Source organism: Pseudomonas sp. 14A, assembly GCF_018132745.1.
GTDB lineage: Bacteria > Pseudomonadota > Gammaproteobacteria > Pseudomonadales > Pseudomonadaceae > Aquipseudomonas > Aquipseudomonas mercuritolerans.
This window is the reverse complement of sequence record NZ_JAGRQJ010000010.1, coordinates 197,203-217,254: the sequence shown is the minus strand read 5'-3', so window position 1 is coordinate 217,254 and position 20,052 is coordinate 197,203. Positions and strand designations below refer to the sequence as shown.

Annotated in this window: 14 protein-coding genes; 9 read left to right on the top strand and 5 right to left on the bottom strand. The window is 59.4% G+C overall.

The genetic code is table 11. From position 1 onward, the window contains the following. Positions 1-39: 39 nt before the first annotated feature. A complete protein-coding gene (locus PS14A_RS11155; protein ID WP_349251719.1) occupies positions 40-7,038 on the bottom strand; it encodes a DUF6543 domain-containing protein in 6,999 nt (2,332 codons plus the stop codon). Positions 7,039-7,409: 371 nt separating this feature from the next. Between PS14A_RS11155 and PS14A_RS11150 the strand changes: the two genes are divergently transcribed. The 3 genes from PS14A_RS11150 to PS14A_RS11140 all read left to right on the top strand — a co-directional run bounded on the left by PS14A_RS11150 (position 7,410) and on the right by PS14A_RS11140 (position 10,245). After that, entirely contained in the window at positions 7,410-7,628 is a 219-nt protein-coding gene (locus PS14A_RS11150) for a DUF2970 domain-containing protein (RefSeq protein WP_130911569.1), read from the top strand. 480 nt (positions 7,629-8,108) lie between these two features. Beyond that, the gene (locus tag PS14A_RS11145) at positions 8,109-9,767 is read left to right on the top strand and encodes a nitrite/sulfite reductase (RefSeq protein WP_130911570.1); all 1,659 of its coding nucleotides are present in this window, start codon (positions 8,109-8,111) and stop codon (positions 9,765-9,767) included. Continuing rightward, complete coding sequence (locus tag PS14A_RS11140; protein ID WP_130911571.1) at positions 9,751-10,245, top strand: DUF934 domain-containing protein; 495 nt, start codon at positions 9,751-9,753, stop codon at positions 10,243-10,245. The genes PS14A_RS11145 and PS14A_RS11140 overlap by 17 nt, the downstream gene beginning before the upstream one ends. A 64-nt stretch (positions 10,246-10,309) precedes the next feature. Here PS14A_RS11140 and sohB read toward each other — a convergent pair whose 3' ends face one another. Further along, positions 10,310-11,341: a protease SohB gene (gene sohB / locus PS14A_RS11135; RefSeq protein ID WP_016774479.1), complete on the bottom strand. Its 1,032-nt coding sequence runs from the start codon at positions 11,339-11,341 to the stop codon at positions 10,310-10,312. Between the two features lie 204 nt (positions 11,342-11,545). On the opposite strand from sohB, the gene PS14A_RS11130 reads away from it, so the two are divergent. Further along, positions 11,546-12,256, top strand: coding sequence for a histidine phosphatase family protein (locus tag PS14A_RS11130; RefSeq protein WP_212616175.1), 711 nt, complete (start codon positions 11,546-11,548; stop codon positions 12,254-12,256). 63 nt (positions 12,257-12,319) lie between these two features. Then, complete coding sequence (locus PS14A_RS11125) at positions 12,320-12,637, top strand: SCP2 sterol-binding domain-containing protein (protein WP_016774477.1); 318 nt, start codon at positions 12,320-12,322, stop codon at positions 12,635-12,637. Between the two features lie 78 nt (positions 12,638-12,715). On the opposite strand, the gene PS14A_RS11120 is transcribed toward PS14A_RS11125, so the two are convergent. The 3 genes from PS14A_RS11120 to PS14A_RS26820 form a co-directional block, all read right to left on the bottom strand. After that, positions 12,716-13,321: a hypothetical protein gene (locus tag PS14A_RS11120; RefSeq protein ID WP_137213429.1), complete on the bottom strand. Its 606-nt coding sequence runs from the start codon at positions 13,319-13,321 to the stop codon at positions 12,716-12,718. Positions 13,322-13,475: 154 nt separating this feature from the next. Further along, positions 13,476-13,970, bottom strand: coding sequence for an RES domain-containing protein (locus tag PS14A_RS11115; RefSeq protein WP_016774476.1), 495 nt, complete (start codon positions 13,968-13,970; stop codon positions 13,476-13,478). Then, positions 13,967-14,839 carry an MbcA/ParS/Xre antitoxin family protein gene (locus PS14A_RS26820; RefSeq protein ID WP_330221326.1) on the bottom strand — a complete coding sequence of 291 codons (873 nt, stop codon included), beginning with the start codon at positions 14,837-14,839 and terminating at the stop codon, positions 13,967-13,969. Before PS14A_RS26820 ends, PS14A_RS11115 begins: the two co-directional genes overlap by 4 nt. Positions 14,840-14,851: 12 nt before the next feature. On the opposite strand from PS14A_RS26820, the gene PS14A_RS11105 reads away from it, so the two are divergent. The 4 genes from PS14A_RS11105 to PS14A_RS11090 all read left to right on the top strand — a co-directional run bounded on the left by PS14A_RS11105 (position 14,852) and on the right by PS14A_RS11090 (position 20,013). After that, positions 14,852-16,579, top strand: coding sequence for a hydrogenase maturation protein (locus PS14A_RS11105; RefSeq protein WP_212616174.1), 1,728 nt, complete (start codon positions 14,852-14,854; stop codon positions 16,577-16,579). A gap of 239 nt (positions 16,580-16,818) precedes the next feature. Next, positions 16,819-17,682, top strand: a complete 864-nt coding sequence (locus tag PS14A_RS11100; RefSeq protein WP_024012724.1) for a LysR family transcriptional regulator — start codon at positions 16,819-16,821, stop codon at positions 17,680-17,682. A gap of 112 nt (positions 17,683-17,794) precedes the next feature. Then, on the top strand, positions 17,795-18,940 hold the full coding sequence (locus PS14A_RS11095) for an SRPBCC family protein (RefSeq protein WP_212616173.1): 1,146 nt from the start codon (positions 17,795-17,797) through the stop codon (positions 18,938-18,940). Beyond that, positions 18,937-20,013, top strand: coding sequence for an SMP-30/gluconolactonase/LRE family protein (locus tag PS14A_RS11090; RefSeq protein ID WP_212616172.1), 1,077 nt, complete (start codon positions 18,937-18,939; stop codon positions 20,011-20,013). Before PS14A_RS11095 ends, PS14A_RS11090 begins: the two co-directional genes overlap by 4 nt. Positions 20,014-20,052: the final 39 nt, after the last annotated feature.

Genomic DNA, 20,052 nt, shown 5'->3' with positions numbered 1-20,052 from the left:
ACTTGCTTCGACGAGCCTTGCAACCGCACCATGCGGCCGTCACGGGAGCGAGGAAGTCCCGGGCTGCGGTTCAAGGCGTCCAGGCTGTTGCGAGTCATCAGCGAAAGCCCGCAGGAGGTCGATTTCACGGCGCGTCAACTCGAGCCGTCTCTGTCGACGCAATGCGTGGACAGCTCTGGCCAGTGCTTTCAATTCCAGCTCGTACTGATTCTCGGTGAGTTCCCCCCGTTCGCGTCGTTCCTTCAGTTCGCCGCCAACCTGTTGCAGCTCTTCGATCTCGACATCGATCGCCTCCATTTCCTGCGGATAGCGTTCTTGCAAATAAGCGATCCAGTAATCGCGCTCGCCCATGTTCGCCGGCAGTTCATCAGTCTGCTCCGCCTCCAGTACCCAAATGCGAACTTGCGCCAGGACCTCATCGGTCAATGGACGTGCGTATAACATATGGGAGGGTTGCCCCGGCAGGTCCAGTCCATCACCCCAGCCACGGGTCAAATCGATGCGCGATTGCAGGCGAACCTCGGCACGATCCTGGCCCTTCGCCAAGACTTCGGCAAAGATCTCGACCCACTCCAGACGAAACAACTGTCGGGACACTTGCCATAAGGCCCGGCCCCTGGCCATCGTTCGGCTGACAGGTATTCCCTGCAATGTGCGATAGACCCAAACCCGCACCTGCATGTCACTGAACGTAAGAATCCGCCCGTCCGGACAGGTGCCATGCGTTTCCGCATCGTTGAACAGCGAGTTGCGCAGTTCGGTATTTTCGGTAGCCGCCTCCATGACTTGCCACACTCTGTGGGTGAGATCGGCCGGCACACGCCTGAACTCCTCGGTGTCACGCAGCAAACGCAGTAACTGAAAAAACCGCTGGTGATTCGGCTCAAGCGCCAATTGCGTCCAGATCGAGCGTCGTTGCGCCGCCAGTGCCAAGTCACTGTCCATCAGCCAGGGATCGCGAGATTCCGGCGCGATGTCATTGGCCGGATCAAAAATCGCTTCAGACGGCTGCACGCCTGCATATGGATCGGGGGCGACGGCATTGTTACCTGCCCCCTCCACTGCGCCTGGCGGCTGCGGTTGATCGGGCCCGATAACATGTCTATCGATCAATTCGTCGATGGATTCTTGTGAAAGCTGCATCACATAAGGGGCTGCGCGCTCGCGGGCGTAGCGCCGCAGATCCAGCAAGGCAGTCAGGGACAGGCGTGCATTCGCGGACAAGTCAGTCCCTTGCAGCAGACGCTCGTGATTGCCGTTGAACAGCTCACCAGGAAGGTCCACGATCCGGTTGTTGTGCAGATTCAAACCGCGTAAATGAGCGGCCTGTTGAGCTCCGGCCGGCCATTCGCTCAGGTGGTTGGTGCGTAGATCAAGAAGCTGCAAGGCACTGAAGTCCGGTGGGTTGAATACACGAAGCTGGTTATACCCGACGTCAAGCATGTGTAGACGCCCGCGCCCCAGCAACGGGTAGAAGCTGGTCGCACTCTGGAGATTGCAATGCTGCATTCGCAGATGCTGCAGATGCCGCATCCGCAACACCGGGCCGGGCAATGCACCCAGCTCATTGCCACTGAGCAGCAAGGTACGAAGGTCCTGAAAGGCGTTGAGAAAGCCGTCGGAGCCCCGCGTGGACAGGCCCACGCGGCTCAGGTCCAGCGTTGTCACCGCTGGAAACTGCACGGGCAGTTCAGGCAAGTCGCCGATTCGCAGATCTGCAAGCTCAAGTTCCCGTACCACGCTGCCACTGGCTTCAGTCAGTCCGCCAAGCCACGCGTCCCTGATCAGCCGCCCCGCAGAGGATCGTCTACCAGCCGTGATCGGGCCATCGGCCGTTGGAATCTCGCGGTTGTACAACCAGCCATTGAGTCGTCGAATCAACGCCTCACAGCTGCGATGCCATTCGGTAATCCGGGCTTCGATTTGCGCATCGCTCAATCCCGAAGCCTGCAGATGGTGCACATTCAGTTCAGCCTGCTGCCGCGGCATGAGCTGATTCAATCGTTGCACATGCAGCGAAGTTCCGCTCTGAGCCGGATTGACCAGCGCCTCTTCAGGCAGCGGCAACAGCAGTTCGATGAACGACCAACCGCTTTCGGCCGGCGGGAAAGTGTCCGGCACACGTTGCGCTGCGAACTGCGCCAACGTGCCCTGTTCCAAAGCCTTTTGCTGCTCGATTCGCTGAAATGCCGCGTCCAGGCTCGCTTGCCCCTCGGGACTGAAACGGTTGCCCGTCAGGTTGCTCCTCATCAGCACATCGGGGTGGGACAAGACTGGCTCTGGCAGGGAGGCGATCCGGTTGTCGCGCAGATCGAGCCAGGACAAACGCGCGAGGCGTTCGGCGCCGAGGGGCCAGGTTTGCAACGAAGTCGATCTCAGGTTCAACGCCCGCAATCGGCTCAACGCGCTGACGTCGACGGCATGCAGCGGGTTATCACGCAGATTCAACCATCGGACTTGCTGCAAGCCGCTCAGTTGCCTCTGTACCCCAGGCGTTACGACGATGGCATTGTCTGATGCATCAAGGTTCTTCAGCGCACGCAGATCGTCCGCCGCAAAGGGCAGTTCGGTAAAGCGGTTGCCGCTGATTTCAAGGCTTTCGACGTGACTGAATGCACGGAGAAACCCGCGTGCCTGGTCGATGGGGACATCCAGCTGCCGCAAACGGACAGTACGGACATGGGCAAAGCTGCCGGCTGGCAGTTGCGGCAATTCGCGAAAGCGCTCTGCCGCCGGCAGCGCTTCGCTGCTCGATCGTGGGCCAGGCAGCTCGAACCTGTCCACGTTCGCAGTCAGCCCGTAACGCTGGCGCAGCGTGCCATACCAATTGGTTTTCAGCGCCCGGAGGACTTCGGCATCAGGTCCGGTTGCCCAGCGGCTTCTGACTGTCGAGTAGCGTGTGCCATGCCTGAGTGTCGGTGTGTAGAACTGCGCAAAGATTGCCTCATGCTCGGCCCTGATACTCTCGATCGCTGTCACCCGCGCTTGCGGCGTTGCCAGAGCGGTATAAAAAGCTTCGGGCAAAAGATCGACGAAACCCGACGCCGGGGCCATGGTGTCCAGTTCGGCACGGCAAAATCCACGGACCATTTGATGCAGGTCGAGCAAATGGCCGAACGGGCCGGAATACTGGCTGACGTAGTCGTAAGCACGCCGAAACGTGGTCGGGGTGACCCTCGCCCAATTCAACGACAGGCCGGCCCAGAGTTGCTCGTGTCCGTGGTACAGCGAGTCGGGCAAGGTTTCAATCAAGGTGTGGGTCAGGTCCAGGCGTCCAAGCCGCGGCAGCCGTTCGACATACGCCGGCCACCGCCACAAGGCATTCGGGGCGTCAATGCGCAAACTGCGCAAATGCGTCAGCGTGCTCAGTTCAAGATCATTCAGAGTGCTTGCATCGGCTCCCGAATAGTTGATATGCAGCGTTTCCAGTGAGGTCAGTGCCCGCAGCCTCTGTGCAAAGGTGGGCGCGAGAAACGGCGCGTCGGTAACGAAGCGCAGTTGAGTCAATCCGGTCAGCTGGCCAAGTGCTTGCGGCACGGTCGTGAGTGATCGGCCAGCAACGGTAAAGACACGTGGATCCCTCACCTCGCCAATCTGCAGGTCAGTGACGTTCGGAAACGCCGCCAGCAAACCATCGACATTGGCATCCGTGAGGCCAATGCCGCTCACTGCCAGTTCACGCACATGGGGAAAACGAGTACTCAACGCGGGGACAGACGCATCACAGACCAGTGACAGGCGGGCCACATCGGCAACCCGGCCGGCCAACGGGCCATTGCGCCACGCCTCTCTCAAAGTCCGCGCCAATCGCGCCCTGTGCTCGGCAGTCAGGCTGCTGCCTGGGACCGCCTGCCATCGCTCGAGTGTGACATTGAGCGACTCCCATTCCCGACGGCGAAACTCCAGCTCCTGATAAATCTGCGCATCGCTGCGGCCTCGCTGTCGAGCAAGAAAGGCAGCTGCCTGTCGCGGCAACGGATACAACTGCGCCACGCGCATTTCGAGCGAAGTGCTCCAGCCTCCACCTCGCCCACTCGCGTAATAGCCCGTCATCCTGGCCCGAACCCGTACTGGCGGTTTGAACCATTTGGCTCGCGGTGCCAGCATGTGCAGAGCTTCGCGCCAATGCACGCGGGCCGACAGGATAATCTGGTGCTGCAGCTCACCGCCTTTGCTGCCCTCGTACAGGCCCAGTGCCGCACGCATGTCATCAGGCAACGCATACATGAGCGAACGATAGAAACTGTCTTCCACCCTGGAAATTCTGTTGAGCACCTGCGCCTGAGCATTGAATGCCTGGTAGAAAGGTCCGTTCTTGACCAGATAGCGTTTTACCGGCGCCGAAGGCTCACCGACACTGTCAAGCAATGCGCCGGTCGTACTGCCTTCACGAATCTCCAGACGCAACGTTGGCGACCATTCAGGCAATCGCTCCAAGGCAAACAACGCCAGCCGTCGACTGTCGGCCGAGGCAAGGTTTTCGCTGTGCAGGCCGGCAAAGGCGCGCGTCTGGCGCCCCCGGCGAACATGCCAGCGCGCCTCTTCGAGCAGTTTCAACGGCGAACGCCCGGTGTGATCCATGCGGGCCAGCTCCGCTGCCGTCGCATGACCGAGCACGTCCTGTGCGGCGGCATTGCTCAGCCCGGGGCACTCACGTTGCAGGATCCGCGCGCGCAGACTCAGCGGCTCGGTGCCGCGGTAGAGGCTGTCGAAAATCGCCGACTGACGGGTGTATGCAAACTCGGCAAGCAAGCGCATGAACTCATCCGGCCTTGCCGGCCGGAACTGCGCGGCCCTGCTGCCCAGAAGCCGAATGACTTCGTTTTCCTCCAGCGCTGCCACAATCCGCGCCGGCATTTCGCCGTTCAATACCTGAGCGCGGCTGATGCGGATCACGGGTTTGCGTTCAATCCCCGGCAACACATTTTCCAGGCCATATTGAATCGACTGCTCAGTCTCCTGCGCCCCGGCGAAAATCTCCAGTACTCGGCCATGCGGCCAGCGTGGCAGTTCCGTCACCAGCGGCAGCGCATGCAGATAACGCTCGTCAATCGCTCGGGCACCACGCAATTGCTCGATCATCTGTCGGGCCGCGGCATCGGCTTCGAACAGCTGCATGGCATCGCGCAATTCGGGCGGCGGCGGTAGATGATCCATGTGCATCTGGCGCAACGTGCTGTCACTGACGCCGCTGATATCACCCAGCATCAGCAATCTGTCATCGGAGAAGCCGTCAGTGCTATGGCCCATGCGCCGTAGCAGCTCCAGTCGCTGCCATGTCATCGGCTGCTCCGATACCAGTCGCCAGGCGCCGTGGCCGTTATGGGCGAGCGCCGGCCTGTAGGCGTTGCGCTCGGTGGGGTGTTTCAGACGCCATTGCCCGGTCGAGCGATCGAAGACCTGCACGTAGATTTCACCGCCCAGACGAATGCAGGTCTTGCCGTCAATCCGGTACTGCCCCAAGTGATTGGGCACCGCGGCCTGGGCGAGTGCGATGTCGTGCTCATAACCGGTGAAGTCAGGCTTCCACAGGCGTGTCCGGCCGTTGGCTAACGTTACTGGCTGCAGTTGCTCGATGACCGGTTCCGGTCTGACGGCATTGATTTTATTGAACACCACGCCACCGCCGGCCATAACGGCAATCTGGGCCAGGTTTTCGGCGACATCCAGCAGATGCTCCTTGGCCGCGTGCCTGTCGCCCTCGCTCCATTCGACGACGCCTTCGATGGTTTCATAAAGCAGTTGCCCGACCATCACCACCATCATGATCTCACCGATTACCGGCACGAACATCGAGGCCACATTGAACGCCAGCAGTCCGAGCTGCTCCAGGCCGGCGAGTTTGGCATCACGCGCCTTGGCATCGATGTCACGAGTCGGCACCGCATGCGCGCGGGCGTCAGCGATCACCTTGTCCCGGTGCTTCTCGTAGAGGTATTGCCACAGGTCGTTGTTGGGTTGCCAGGGATACACTTGCCGGTGCGGCATCAACGAAGCGGCAACGTAGGGGTCGGGCTCCGGCTGCATTTTTGGAGGCTTGGCAGAGACTTTCCAGATGTCGGAAAAAATCGGCGACGTCTGCAGCACCGCCCGCCAGACCGATGACAGCCAATCGGACCAGGGGTCGGCTGATTTTACGAATTGGCTGAAGTAATAAGCACGCTTCTCATAAGGCATGAACTGGCTGAAGAACCGCTGATAAGCGGTAGGCTCAGCGGTTTTTGCCTGATGCGCAGGGCGGGCACTGAGCAACCGTTTGAAAGTGTCGCTCATCTGCGTACCGGTATAGCGTTTGAGCGGATGTTCGGGATCATTGGGCACATAGAGAATGACCGCTTCGACCGACTGATATTTTTCCGCGATGGTGAATGCCACGCAGCCGACCAGTCGGTGCTGCATCAGGCCCATGTCGTGGAACCACACCGGTTTGTTGTCCACCCGGGGACGTCTTTCGCCGTTGAGCACGGAAACAATCATTGCGTGATCCTGCGGGCGGATTTCCTTGGTCAATAAAGCCCGCTCGGCCGCTGCGCGCATGGCAGCTTTCTGACTGGCAATGAAGTCGCGGCGCAAGGTTTCTTGCGCCTTCGGATCGGCGGGATGGAAAAAAGTCTTGAGGTAAGCCTGATATTTCGTACCGATGTCCAGGTCACGACACAGGCTGAGAAAGTTTCTCACCGACACGTTTACCGGCACCGACTTGTAAGTGCCGGCTGTTGCGGTTTCGATGACAAAACCGGAGCTGCCGTGAAACGCGCCGAACACGCATTCGTCACTTTCAAAATTGTGCAGCGCCGCCTGCAGCATAGGCAGCGTCAGGGCTTCGACCGTGCCAAATTCCACAGAAATGATTCCCGCGCGTACCGCACGCCTGAGGGATAGCAGGGTCTTGTCGACATCAACCTCAACCTGAAAACGGGACTTCAAGGCCTGCAACAGTATCGGTCGGGCAAACGCATCGATGTCCTTGAAGCCGGACATCGTTTTGTCCAACCGCATCTGAGCCCTGAAGCTGCTTCGGAAACTGGCATGCAGCACCTGACGTTGCCGGGCTGTGGCTCTGGCGTACCAGGCAGGCATGAGCGGACGCGCCTGCTTGAATTCAGCCTTGCGTTGCGCCGAAGCGCCAATCAGCCACTGCGGCACTGCGGTTTCCAGGAAAGGCCCGTGGATACTATCCGTCGCCGAAGGCTGGATCGGTCGGTCAGCAGTTCGCAAATCGAGGGAATCTGGGGACATACATCGCTCCTGTAAATGGAGCGACAGCACATCACCTGTGCCCGACCGGGCAGCGGTACATAGTTATAGCGGCTGGCAATTGTTGTAACGGCGTATCTGGCGCAGCGTGTTCAGGCATCTGCGCACTGTTTGACTATGCTTGTGGGGCACGACATCGAGCAGAGGGATTTATGGACGATCCAGTCGACAACAAACCGCCGAGCTTCTGGCAAATGCTGCACAGCGTCATGGCTGCAGCGTTCGGCGTGCAAAGCGGCAAGAACCGGGAACGGGACTTCACCCACGGTAAACCCAGCCACTTCGTGATTCTGGGCGTTTTGTTCACGGCAGTGTTTGGCCTGACGCTGTTTGCCATCGTCAAACTGGTGCTGCATTTCGCGGGCGTCTGAAGGCTTCCGTCAGATGACCGGGCATGGTATGGCGAGCCAGTAATCCGGGCCGGAAAGCGGGCCCGGAATGTCGTCTACTGATGGCTTACCCAGAAGACCGCTGTCCCTACAACGAGAATGATCAGGAACAAAATGGCCCACGCATCGACGCTGCTGTCGCTTTTTCTGGCTTTGGTCGGATTGCTCATTGCATCGCCTCTTGTCGGTTTTATCGGTGATTGCACAAAGACTCGATCACAGTTAAGACGATGATTGTCCGCACGACAAATGTGGAATAGATGACAGGCGTTCGCGTTAGGCGATTTGGTTCTTTACATATACTCAAACATCACTTTTGCGCATAACTGCAAACGGGTATATTGCCCCGGCTCCGTGACGGAGTGCGCGGCCGTGCGCGCAGAATTGCAGAGGCAACATCGGACTCCAGCAAGCGAAAACGCAGCGTTTTCCGAGTAGCCCAAGCCTGAGAACAGGACTTATATGTACGTATACGACGAGTACGATCAGCGGATCATCGAGGACCGCGTCAAGCAGTTCCGTGATCAGACCCGACGCTATCTGGCAGGTGAGCTGAGCGAAGAAGAATTCCGCCCCCTGCGCCTGCAAAATGGCCTGTACATCCAGCGCTTCGCGCCGATGCTGCGCGTGGCGGTGCCTTACGGCCAGCTGACTTCGCGTCAGGTGCGCATGATGGCGAAAATCGCCCGCGACTACGACAAGGGCTACGCCCACATCAGTACGCGGCAGAACGTGCAGTTCAACTGGCCTGCGGTGGAAGACATCCCGGACATCCTCGCTGAACTTGCGACCGTGCAGATGCATGCGATCCAGACCAGCGGCAACTGCCTGCGCAACGTCACCACCGACCAGTTCGCCGGTGTCGCTGCCGACGAAGTCATCGACCCGCGTCCATGGTGCGAAATTGTCCGTCAGTGGACCACATTCCACCCGGAATTCGCTTACCTGCCGCGCAAATTCAAGATCGCCGTCAACGGCTCGACCAGTGACCGTGCGGCCATTGAAGTTCACGATATCGGCCTGGAACCTGTCTACAACGCCGCTGGCGAGCTGGGCTTCCGCGTGCTGGTCGGCGGTGGCCTCGGTCGTACGCCGGTGGTGGGCGCATTCATCAATGAATTCCTGCCTTGGCAAGACCTGCTGAGCTATCTCGACGCCATCCTGCGTGTGTACAACCGCTACGGCCGTCGCGACAACAAATACAAGGCGCGGATCAAGATCCTCGTCAAGGCGCTCACGCCTGAAGTGTTCGCGCAGAAAGTCGATGCGGAAATGGAGCACCTGCGCGGTGGCCAGACCACGCTGACCGAAGCCGAACTGCATCGCGTCGCCAAGCACTTCGTCGATCCGGACTACAAGACCCTCGACAATCAGACCGCACAACTGGCCGATCTGGACAAAGAGCACCCGGGGTTCGCTCGCTGGCGCAGCCGCAACACCCTGGCGCACAAAAAGCCGGGCTATGTGGCTGTGACGCTGTCGTTGAAGCCGACCGGTGTTGCCCCGGGCGACATTACCGACAAACAGCTCGACGCCGTCGCCGATCTGGCCGACCGCTACAGCTTCGGTCAACTGCGCACCTCCCACGAGCAGAACATCATTCTTGCCGATGTCGAGCAGAGCCAATTGTTCACCCTGTGGGGCGAGTTGCGTGAAGGCGGTTTCGCCACGCCGAACATCGGCCTGCTGACCGACATCATCTGCTGCCCGGGCGGTGACTTCTGCTCACTGGCCAACGCCAAGTCGATCCCGATTGCCGAATCGATCCAGCGTCGCTTCGACGATCTGGATTACCTGTTCGACATCGGCGAGCTGGACCTGAACATCTCCGGTTGCATGAACGCCTGCGGTCATCACCACGTTGGCCACATCGGCATTCTCGGCGTGGACAAGAAAGGCGAAGAGTTCTATCAGGTTTCCCTCGGTGGCAGCGCCAGCCGTGACGCGAGCCTGGGCAAGATCCTCGGCCCGTCCTTCGCACAGGAAGCCATGCCTGACGTGATCTCGAAGCTGATCGACGTGTACGTTGAACAACGCACCGAAGACGAGCGCTTCATCGACACTTATCAGCGTATTGGCATCGACCTCTTCAAGGAACGCGTCTATGCAGCGAATCATTAAGAACAACGAAGTCGTCGACGAGACCTGGCACCTGTTGCCCAAGGATTTCAATATCGACGAGATCAGCAACTGCGACGACTTGATCGTGCCGCTGAACCTGTGGCGCGAACACAGCCGCATGCTCTTGGCCCGCGATGGTGGCCTGGGTGTGTGGCTGGATGCTGATGAAGAGGCCGAGGAAATCGGTGAGGACGTCGCCAGGTTCCAGGTGATCGCCCTGAACTTCCCGGCGTTTACCGACGGCCGTAACTACTCCAATGCCCGTCTGCTGCGTGACCGTTATGGTTTCAAAGGCGAGCTGCGGGCTATTGGCGACGTGCTGCGCGACCAGCTGTTTTACATGCACCGCTGTGGTTTTGATGCCTTTGCCATTCGCGCGGATAAAGACCCGTACGAAGCACTGGAAGGTCTCAAGGACTTCTCGGTGACTTACCAGGCTGCCGCTGACGAACCACTGCCGCTGTTCCGTCGCCGCTAAGCGTCGGACGTTGTTGCAGATATAAAAACGCCGGTCATGTGACCGGCGTTTTTATATCTGCGGTTTACCAGAAGCGTTGCTGGGTAAGACGGCTCCACCAGCTCAACAGCACGCGGTCCACCGAACCGCTGGCAGCCATGCCGATGCGTTCCTGCAGGCTTTTGCGCTCGGCGTAGTGCAGATGATAGACCTCGGCCTGTTTGGCCTTCTGTGCCAGGTATTCATCGCTGGTCTTCAGTTCGTCCACCAGTTGGTTTTCCAGCGCAGCGATACCGAGCCACACCTCACCGGTAGCCACCTCATCGATCGCCAGTTGCGGGCGATAACGGGCGACGAAGTTTTTGAACAAGCGATGGGTGATGTCGAGATCTTCCTGGAATTTTTCGCGACCCTTTTCGGTGTTTTCGCCAAACACGGTCAGAGTGCGCTTGTACTCACCGGCGGTCAGCACTTCAAAGTCGATGTCATGCTTCTTCAAAAGGCGATTGACGTTGGGCAATTGCGCGACCACGCCGATCGAACCGAGGATGGCGAACGGTGCACTGATGATTTTGTCGCCGATGCACGCCATCATGTATCCACCGCTGGCTGCGACCTTGTCGATACAAACGGTCAGTGGCACGCCCGCATCACGGATTCGCGCCAGCTGCGACGACGCCAGACCGTAGCTGTGCACCATGCCGCCGCCACTTTCCAGACGCAGGACCACTTCGTCTTTCGGCGTGGCGAGCGTCAGCAGTGCGGTGATCTCGTGGCGCAGGCTCTCGGTGGCGGAAGCCTTGATATCGCCATCGAAGTCGAGCACGAACACCCGGGATTTGGTCTCAGGCTTGTTCTTCTGTTTCTTCGCGCTTTTTTCCGTTTTCGCTTCGCCCTTGCGCAGTGCCTTGAGCTGATCCTTGTCGAGCAGGGTCTGCTCCAGGCGTTCACGCAGGCCTTTGTAGAAATCGTTGAGCTTGCTGACTTGCAACTGACCCGCCGATTTGCGCCGGCCCTTGCTGCGCAATGCGGCAAAACTGGCAAGCACCACCAGAATGGCGATCACCAAAGTAACGGTCTTGGCCAGGAAGCTGGCGTATTCGGTGAAAAAATCCACAGAGACTCCTCAAAGCAATGCGTGACGGTGTATTACACGCGGAATGACTCCAGCATACCCATGCGCCGGCTCGTCGGCCAGCCGTGAAACCTCTGGCAACACCCCTGTAACGGGCATTTCAAACAAGCGTATGTTTTTTCATTGACAGCCTTACGTCATCCTCATAACCTCGCCTGACCTTCAACGTACCGGGACGACGCGGACGTGGGCAGCATCTACTTGATACGACATGGCCAGGCCTCCTTTGGTGCAGACGATTACGACGTGCTGTCACCGACCGGCGAGCGTCAGGCAGAAATCCTCGGCCAGCACCTCGCTGACCTCGGCATCAGCTTCGATCGCTGCATTGCCGGCGATCTGCGCCGCCAGCAGCACACCGCCACCAGTGCACTGGAACAATTCAGTGCCCGAGGCCTGCCAGTCCCTGTCCTCGAAACCGATTCCGCCTTCAACGAATTCGATGCCGATGCGGTGATCCGCGCTCTACTCCCGGCCATGTTGCCGGAAGAGCCGGAAGCCCTCGACATCCTGCGCAACGCCGCGCAGAACCGCGGTGAATTCCAGCGCATCTTCGCCCTGATCGTCGAGCGCTGGCTTGCTGGCACCTACGACACACCCGGACTGGAAAGCTGGCTGGGTTTCGTCGAACGGGTTCAGGCCGGGCTGCACCGCATCCTCGACCTGGCGGAAAAGAACCAGAAAATCGCCGTGTTCACCTCCGGCGGCACCATCACTGCCCTGCTCCACCTGATTACGCAAATGCCTGCCAGACAGGCCTTTGAATTGAACTGGCAAATCGTCAACACCTCGCTCAACCAATTGAAGTTTCGTGGTCGCGAGGTGGCTCTGGCTTCCTTCAACAGTCACGCACACCTGCAACTGCTGAAGGCCCCGGAACTCATCACTTTTCGCTGAGTCCGGCTTACTGTGACCCTGGCTGTAACCACCCAGCTCCCATGACCAAGAAAGGATCGAACCATGACCTCCGTAGCTGATGCCGTAAAAGCAATGCAAGCCAAGTTCAACCCAGCCGCCGCTGCCGGTCTGGACCTGGTCTTCGGTTTCAACATCACCGACGAAGACAAGCAATACGCACTGATCGTCAAAGACGGCACCTGCGACATCCAGGAAGGCGAAAACCCGGACGCCAACTGCACGCTGGTGCTGGACAGCCAGACCCTGAAAGACATCGTCAGCGGCGAAACCGACGGCATGCAGGCCTTCATGGGCGGCAAGCTGCGCGTTGAAGGCGACATGATGCTGTCGATGAAACTGTCCGAGCTGTTCCCTTCGTAAGAAGCTTCTTGGTAAAACACAAATCCCGCTTATTGGCGGGATTTGTCGTTTCAACCATTGAAGACATGGCAACGTGAGTTAACGCTTGGCTGAAGCCGTCCCATCAAGCTCTTTTTTTACCTGAAGGTATGCCGCCTCTTCATCACTTTTTTCGATCAGATTCGAAGCCATCGAGCGGGGCAAGAGTTTCTTTTCTGTCACGTCCCAATCGATCGTAACGACCACGGTCTTGTTTGCAAACGTGATGAAAAGCCAATAGGAATCCACCGGCCTGTCAGGCTCGGCAAATGAACTATAGGCATACCGTATCTGGCGGTGCAGGTCCGGCGTATTCAGAATGAGGTCTTCGGTGTCCAACTTCGGAAACTGTCGCCCTACAGCGAATAACGCTTCTGTCAAGAGAACATCATTCTCAATATGTCGCAAACTTTCAGGCCTATTGCGCAGCATGGTCACTGGGCTCTCTTCAGGCGGAGTGCCCATGAGACGCGGGCGATACATACCTGAACTGAACCACCGGCTGGCGTCGAAACGGTTTTCTTCCGGACTCCACGGGCCGTAATACATAATCACCCGGGGGTGACTCTCTGGTTCTTTTGCATGAACAAGATTGCCGGTGAAGCAAGCGGAAACCAGCAGAGCACACGAAAACCAGTGGTTACCCAATAGGTTCGCAGCCTTCATTTCAATTTTGCCATGTTGAACTTCCTTGTCTGCGATAAAGCGGGGAATTTACCGGGCCAACACAGTGCCTGGAAGTAGCTTTTCGCTAGGTGTCCCGCGCCCGAGCCGCCGCGACGAATCCTTGCAGCGACTCTGAAGATCTCTACCGATACGATCAACCCTCCTGCAACAACCGCGTATCCAGCCCAAACCGCTCTTGCGAAACCATCCTGAACTGACCTTCCGCCAGATCGCAACTCACCAGCAAATTCCATGAGTGTCGGGTGGCCACCGAAGGCACCAGAACAAATGGATGTTCAGCCAACAGTGCATCGGCAAACTTTCGCTGGTTGGGCGAGGTTTTGATCGGGGTGAGCCAATGGGGATTGGGCACATCTTCCGGTTGCACGATTCTGACGCTGGCGTCGTGGGTGATTTCAAAACAGGTCAACACATAGGGCTCCTGATCAAGCGCATCGAAGCTGCCATGGGCGGCCACCTCCAGTATCGCCGTGGAGGGGTCGACCGACGCATAAACGACTCTGCGGCCGGGCGTATTCCAGCGGCCGCCGTCCCGTTTCGATCCGAGGCCGCTGTCCCAGGTCTCGCTGTACACCTCGCGATCCAGCCGCCAGGCGTACCAGCGATCATCCCAGGGCAAGGGGTTCATTGATAAACCCCGTATTTGATCTGGTTCAGATACTCCTCCACCATCCTGAAGCCCAGCGCATGTCCAACCAGATCGAGCGGCACATATCCGTAGAAGTAAGTGGCGCGGTGTTCCAGCCATGATTCGGCCTTGGCCTGACGCCCGAATACTTCGATGGCCAGTTCCAGCGCAGCGGCATACTGGTAGGCGATCACGCTCTGCGGCGTGTCCAGGCGCACCGACGCGCCTTCCTTGAGCAGACGTCGCACGGTTCTTACGGATCTGCCGGTGATGCGTTTGACCATCTCGCCCTGTTGGTACAGCTCGGAGGTTGCGATCATGTTCACCACATCAAGCAGCTCAAATCCTTCGCTTGTGCAGCGCAGGATGAGCATCGGATCGTCGCCGGTGTCCTGCCCACGCAACAGCAACTCCAGAGGTTTGCCCTCGAGCTTCTTCAAGCCCGTGAGCCGGGGCACTTTGGCGCTCGGCATGGCAACGTCCTCCGAGGGACACCTGGCGCGATCGTCGCGCCAATAATGGCGAGGCGAGTAAGCAGGCGTATGGCTTTCAATCAGTGGGATTCGCATATTCCATCCTTTGTCCGGGGCCGGAGCGATCTGTGCGCTCGATGACTTCAATGTCAGGACTGATGCTATAGACCCGGCGTCCGACGACCAACCTGAAAAAGTCGTCAGAAATATCCACATATCTGATCGAAACGCTCCTGTTTCCGTAGGACTTAAACGGAAATTCCAGCGACTGACCGACGCCTTGCCTGACACAACCTTGACCTCGGTCAGCTGTGTACGTGCAAGCACTGCGTACTCTTGCTGCTCCATCGACAGCCAAGGAAGGCTCACCGGGAGCCTGCGGCCGATCTCACTCAAGGAAGAATCCCCATGCAATCGCTCAAGATCATCCTGCTGGCGTCAGCGTTCAACGGCCTGACGCAAAGGGCCTGGCTGGAACTGCGTCAGGCCGGACACTCGCCCAGCGTGGTGCTGTTTACCGAGGCATCTGCGGTATGTGAACAGATCGAGCACAGCGGCGCCGATCTGGTGATCTGCCCGTTCCTCAAGGACCGCGTGCCACAGGCGCTGTGGAGCGATTCCCGGCGTCCGGTGGTGATCATTCATCCCGGCATCGTTGGCGACCGGGGCGCGAGTGCGCTGGACTGGGCGATCACTAACGAACTCTCGGTCTGGGGTGTCACCGCGCTGCAAGCGGTCGAGGAAATGGACGCCGGCCCAGTGTGGGCGACGTGCGAATTCAATCTGCCGGCGGGCTTGCGCAAATCCGAGCTGTACAACGGCCGGGTCAGCGACGCGGCGATGGTGTGCATCCACGAGGTGGTGGAAAAATTCGTCGAAGGGTTTCAGCCGGTCGAGCTCGATTACACCCACCCCAGCGTGCGTGGCCGTCTGCAACCGAACATGAGACAGGCTGATCGCAGTTTCAGCTGGCACGATTGCGCGCGCTTCATCAAGCGCTGCATAGACGCCGCCGACGGCCAACCCGGCGTACTGGCGAGTCTGGCTGGCGGGCAGTATTACCTGTATGACGCGCACCTTGATTCGCGCAGCGGGATGCCCGGCCAGATTCTTGCGGTACATGGCGACGCCGTGCTGGTGGCTGCCGGCGACCAGAGCCTGTGGATCGGCGCGCTGCGGCGCAAGCCTCAACACGCTGAGGAAACCTTCAAGCGACCGGCGCGGCATGTGCTGGCCGGACTACTCAACCATGTGCCGGTGCTGGACTGGTCGATCGCCACACAGCCATTCAGCGACGAAGCGTATCAGCCGATTCGTTACCGTGAGTCCGGGCACGTCGGGGAACTGACGTTCGAGTTCTACAACGGCGCGATGAGCACCGAGCAATGCCAGCGTCTGGCCGCGGCGCTGCGCTGGGCCAAGGCTCGGGACACGCGAGTGCTGCTGATCAGGGGCGGTCGCGGTAGCTTTTCCAACGGCGTGCACCTGAACGTGATTCAAGCCGCGCAGGATCCCGGCGCCGAAGCCTGGGCGAATATTCAGGCAATCGACGACGTCTGCGCAGAAATGCTCAGCGCGCGGCAACTGGTGGTCAGCGGCGTGACAGGCAACGCCGGTGCGGGCGGTGTGATGCTGGCGCTGGCGGCGGACACCGTGTTCGCCCGCGCCGATATCGTGCTCAATCCGCACTACAAGAGCATGGGTCTGTATGGCTCTGAGTACTGGACCTACAGCCTGCCCCGCGCCGTCGGCCCGGCACTGGCCGAGCAGTTGACTCAGGCCTGTTTGCCGGTCAGTGCGATTGAAGCGTGGCAACTGGGGATGGTTCAGGAGATCGGCCCACGCTGCCCGGACGAGTTTTCCCTGTGGCTGCTGCAACGAGCGAACAGCGCGCTGAGCGATCCGACTTATGCGCCGGTACGTGAGCGCAAATCGCGGATTGATCAGGCGTTGATCCATCGATGCCGAGAAGCTGAGCTGGAACAAATGCAGCAAGACATGCTGCATGACCGCAATCGCTTTGCTGACAGGTGTGAGCACTTCGTTTACAAGCGCAGGGTGTGTGGCACGCCGGCGCGCTTGGTAGAGGAGTGGGCGCGGGTGGGGTTGGTGGAGCGGACCGAGTTGGCAAGTTAGATTTCTGGTGACTGTTTGCCCCTCACCCTAGCCCTCTTCCCAGGGAGAGGAAACTGAGCCGGGGATGTTCGGCACCTTCAGCGACCTGAATTCAAGCAGTGAATCCATGACCGACACGATTCCTGGAGGATGCATTACAAGGGGACAACCCAATCAGTTCCCTCTCCCTCCGGGAGAGGTCTAGGGAGAGGGACTTTTGACTTACAATGCGCCCCACCTCCAGAAATCGGCCCTGCCCCATGGACATCGACCTCGCTCGCACCTTCCTCGAAATCGTCCGTCACGGCAGTCTCGCCGCCGCCGCGCAGAAGCTGTTCGTCACGCAGACAGCCATCACCGCGCGGGTGCAGAAACTCGAGAGCCAGTTGGGCAGTACGCTGTTTGTGCGCAATCGCGCCGGGGCGAAGTTGACGGCCAATGGCGAAGCGTTCGTGATCTACGCCAATCAACTGGTGCAGACCTGGGAAGCCGCGCGCCGCGACTTGCCGCTGCCCGAGGGTTATCACAACGTTCTGCACATCGGTGGCGAGGTCAGCCTGTGCAACCCGTTGATGCTCAGTTGGGCGGCGGAACTGCGCGAGAAAATCCCCGGCCATGCTCTGCGCATGGAAATCCGCGATGGCGAGAATCTGTTGCGTCAGCTCGAACTCGGTGTGCTCGATGCGGCGCTGGTTTATCAACCGGAATACTGGCCGGGTCTGCAGGTCGAGCAAGTGCTGGAGGAAAAACTGATTCTGGTGCGCGCCCCCGAGCGTCCGGAGCCTTACGTCTACATCGATTGGGGCCCGGATTTCCGCCGTCAGCACGACGCCGCCCTGCCGGAAAAAGCCAAAGCCGCGCTGAGCTTCAACCTTGGCCCGCTGGCCCTGCAATACATCCTCGAACATGGCGGCAGCGGCTATTTCCGTACTCGCGTTGTGCGCACTTACCTGGAGACCGGCGCCCTGGAAGCCGTCACCAAAGCGCCGGAATTCGGCTATCCGACCTATCTGGTGTATTCCCGTGATCGCGACTCGGCAGTGCTGCAACAGGCCTTCGATCTGTTGCGCGAAGTGATCCGCACCGATGACGACTGGTCGCAGCGCTGGAATCCGTTGAGCTGACGGACAGCCTCAGTCCAGAGCATGGCGCTTAAGGCCGCAAGGTTCGCGCTGCACAAGTCAGCGGATCGGCTAATCTGCCGGGTATAACAACAATACCTGCAGGTGAAACGCATTGAGGCAGACCACCGAGGCATTCCGCAGCCGCTACCGCGCGGCCATTCATCCTTTGTACAACCCGTGGCTGCATGGCGCGTTCGTGTTGCTGTTCGGCATTTTCGCGATCGCTGCGTTCTGGCGCACGGTGCATTCAGTGAACTGGCTGGAATGGCTGACGGTGCCGCTGAGCCTGTTGTTGTTCAACTTCGGCGTATACATGGTCCATCGCCATCTGGGCCATCACAAAAAAGCCTTCGCAAAGATGTTCTACGCGCGGCATGCCGGCGATCATCACAGCTTTTTTACCCCCGGGCACATGACCTACGACAGCGCGAGGGACTGGCGGGTGATTCTGTTTCCTGCCTGGCTGATCGTCATTCATACCCTGGTGATCACCCTGCCCCTTTGGTGGCTGCTCGCGCAGGTCAACGCCAATGTCGCCGGGCTTTTCGCCGGGTGCATGGTGCTCGGTTATCTGCTCTACGAAGCCTTTCACGCCTGTGAACATCTGCCGCCGCGAAATCCCTTGACCCGGTTGCCGTGGATTCGCCAGATGCGCCGTCTGCATGAACTGCATCACCGCCGCGAGCGCATGCAGGAGCGCAATTTCAACATCGTTCTGCCCTTGATGGACTACCTGTTCGGCACGCTGTATCTCGAGCCGGAACCCGCCCCTTTGAGTGATTCGCGAATGCCCATGACGCGCATGCAGCACCAGATCGATATCGCCGGCGAACCGGTCGCCGTGCTGGCCTATGCCGCCAGCGTCAGTCACTGGCCGGACTGGCATCCCTCCTCATTGAAGATTGACGGTCCGCACGGTCCACTGCATGCCGGTGCGCGTTTCGAAGAGGACATCCATGCCGGCGGACGTGCCGGTCACTTGCGCTGGGAAGTCACTGAATACCTGCCGGGCCGGCGCTGGTGCGCACGCGCGCAAAGTGATCAGGGCCTGTCGCTACAGCTGACTTACGAATGCTCGGCGGAGGCTGGCGGCACGCGTTTCGTGCGTACGCTGGAATATCGCTTTGACGGTTTGCTCATGCGTCTGGCCAATCGCCTGTTGCTCAAGCGACGCATAGAGCGCGAGTCTGCCGCGTCCATGCTTGCCCTGCGCGACACGACCGCGCAGTACATCGGCGCGGCGAGGGCCAGCGCGTGAAATTACGTTATCTGCTGTGCCTGCTGATCACTCTCGTCATCGCCTTCTTGTTTTTGCTGCCAACCAAAGTCGAACCGGTAGCATGGACACCATCACCGGCGCCCTCGCTGAAAGAAGGCATCTACGCGGACAACCAGCGCCTCAAAGCTGTGGCGAAGGTCGGGCCGAGCGACATCGAAGGACCCGAGGCGTTGTTGCTCGAAGACGACTTTCTCATCACCGGTTTGCATGACGGTCGATTGATCCGCAGCAGCCTCGACGGCACGCAGCGCAAGGTCCTGGCCGACACCGGTGGCCGTCCACTGGGCCTGGCCCGTCATCCGAACGGCATGCTGGTGATTGCCGATGCGGTCAAAGGCTTGCTGTCGCTGGATGCACAGGGCCGCGTGATCCCCTTGACCACCGAGGCCAACGGCGTGCCATTTGGATTTACCGATGATGTGGCGGTCGACAAGTCAGGCCACTACGCCTACTTCAGCGATGCCTCGAGCCGCTGGGGCTATGGCCATGACGGTGAGGCGATCATCGAGCACGGCGCCGACGGCCGTTTGCTGCGTTACGACTTTCAGAGCGGCAAGACCAGCGTGCTGCTCGACAAGCTGCAATTCGCCAACGGCGTCACCCTTGGCCCCGACGAAGCCTATGTGCTGGTCAATGAAACCGGTGCTTATCGCATCAGCCGCTACTGGCTGAGCGGGCCGAAGGCCGGTACCCATGATGTGTTCATCGACAACTTGCCGGGGCTTCCGGACAACCTCTCGTTCAATGGCAGCAATCGCTTTTGGGTAGCGTTGTACGCGCCGCGCAACGCGTTACTCGATGGCACCGCGCAGCACCCGTTCGTACGCAAGATGATCGTGCGGGCGTTGACGGTTTTGCCCAAGCCTGTTGAAAAGCGTGGGTTCGTGTTGGGGCTGGATCTGGACGGCAAGGTGATTGCCAATTTGCAGGACGCGAGCGAAGGCAATTATTCGCCGATTACCACAGTGCGCGAGTATGGGCAGTGGTTGTATTTCGGATCGTTGAAGGCCATGCATATGGGGCGAATGGGGTTGGATGCGGCGCTGAAGTGAGCCTGCGCGATTTGCGGGGGAATGGACTTGCGCCTTCGC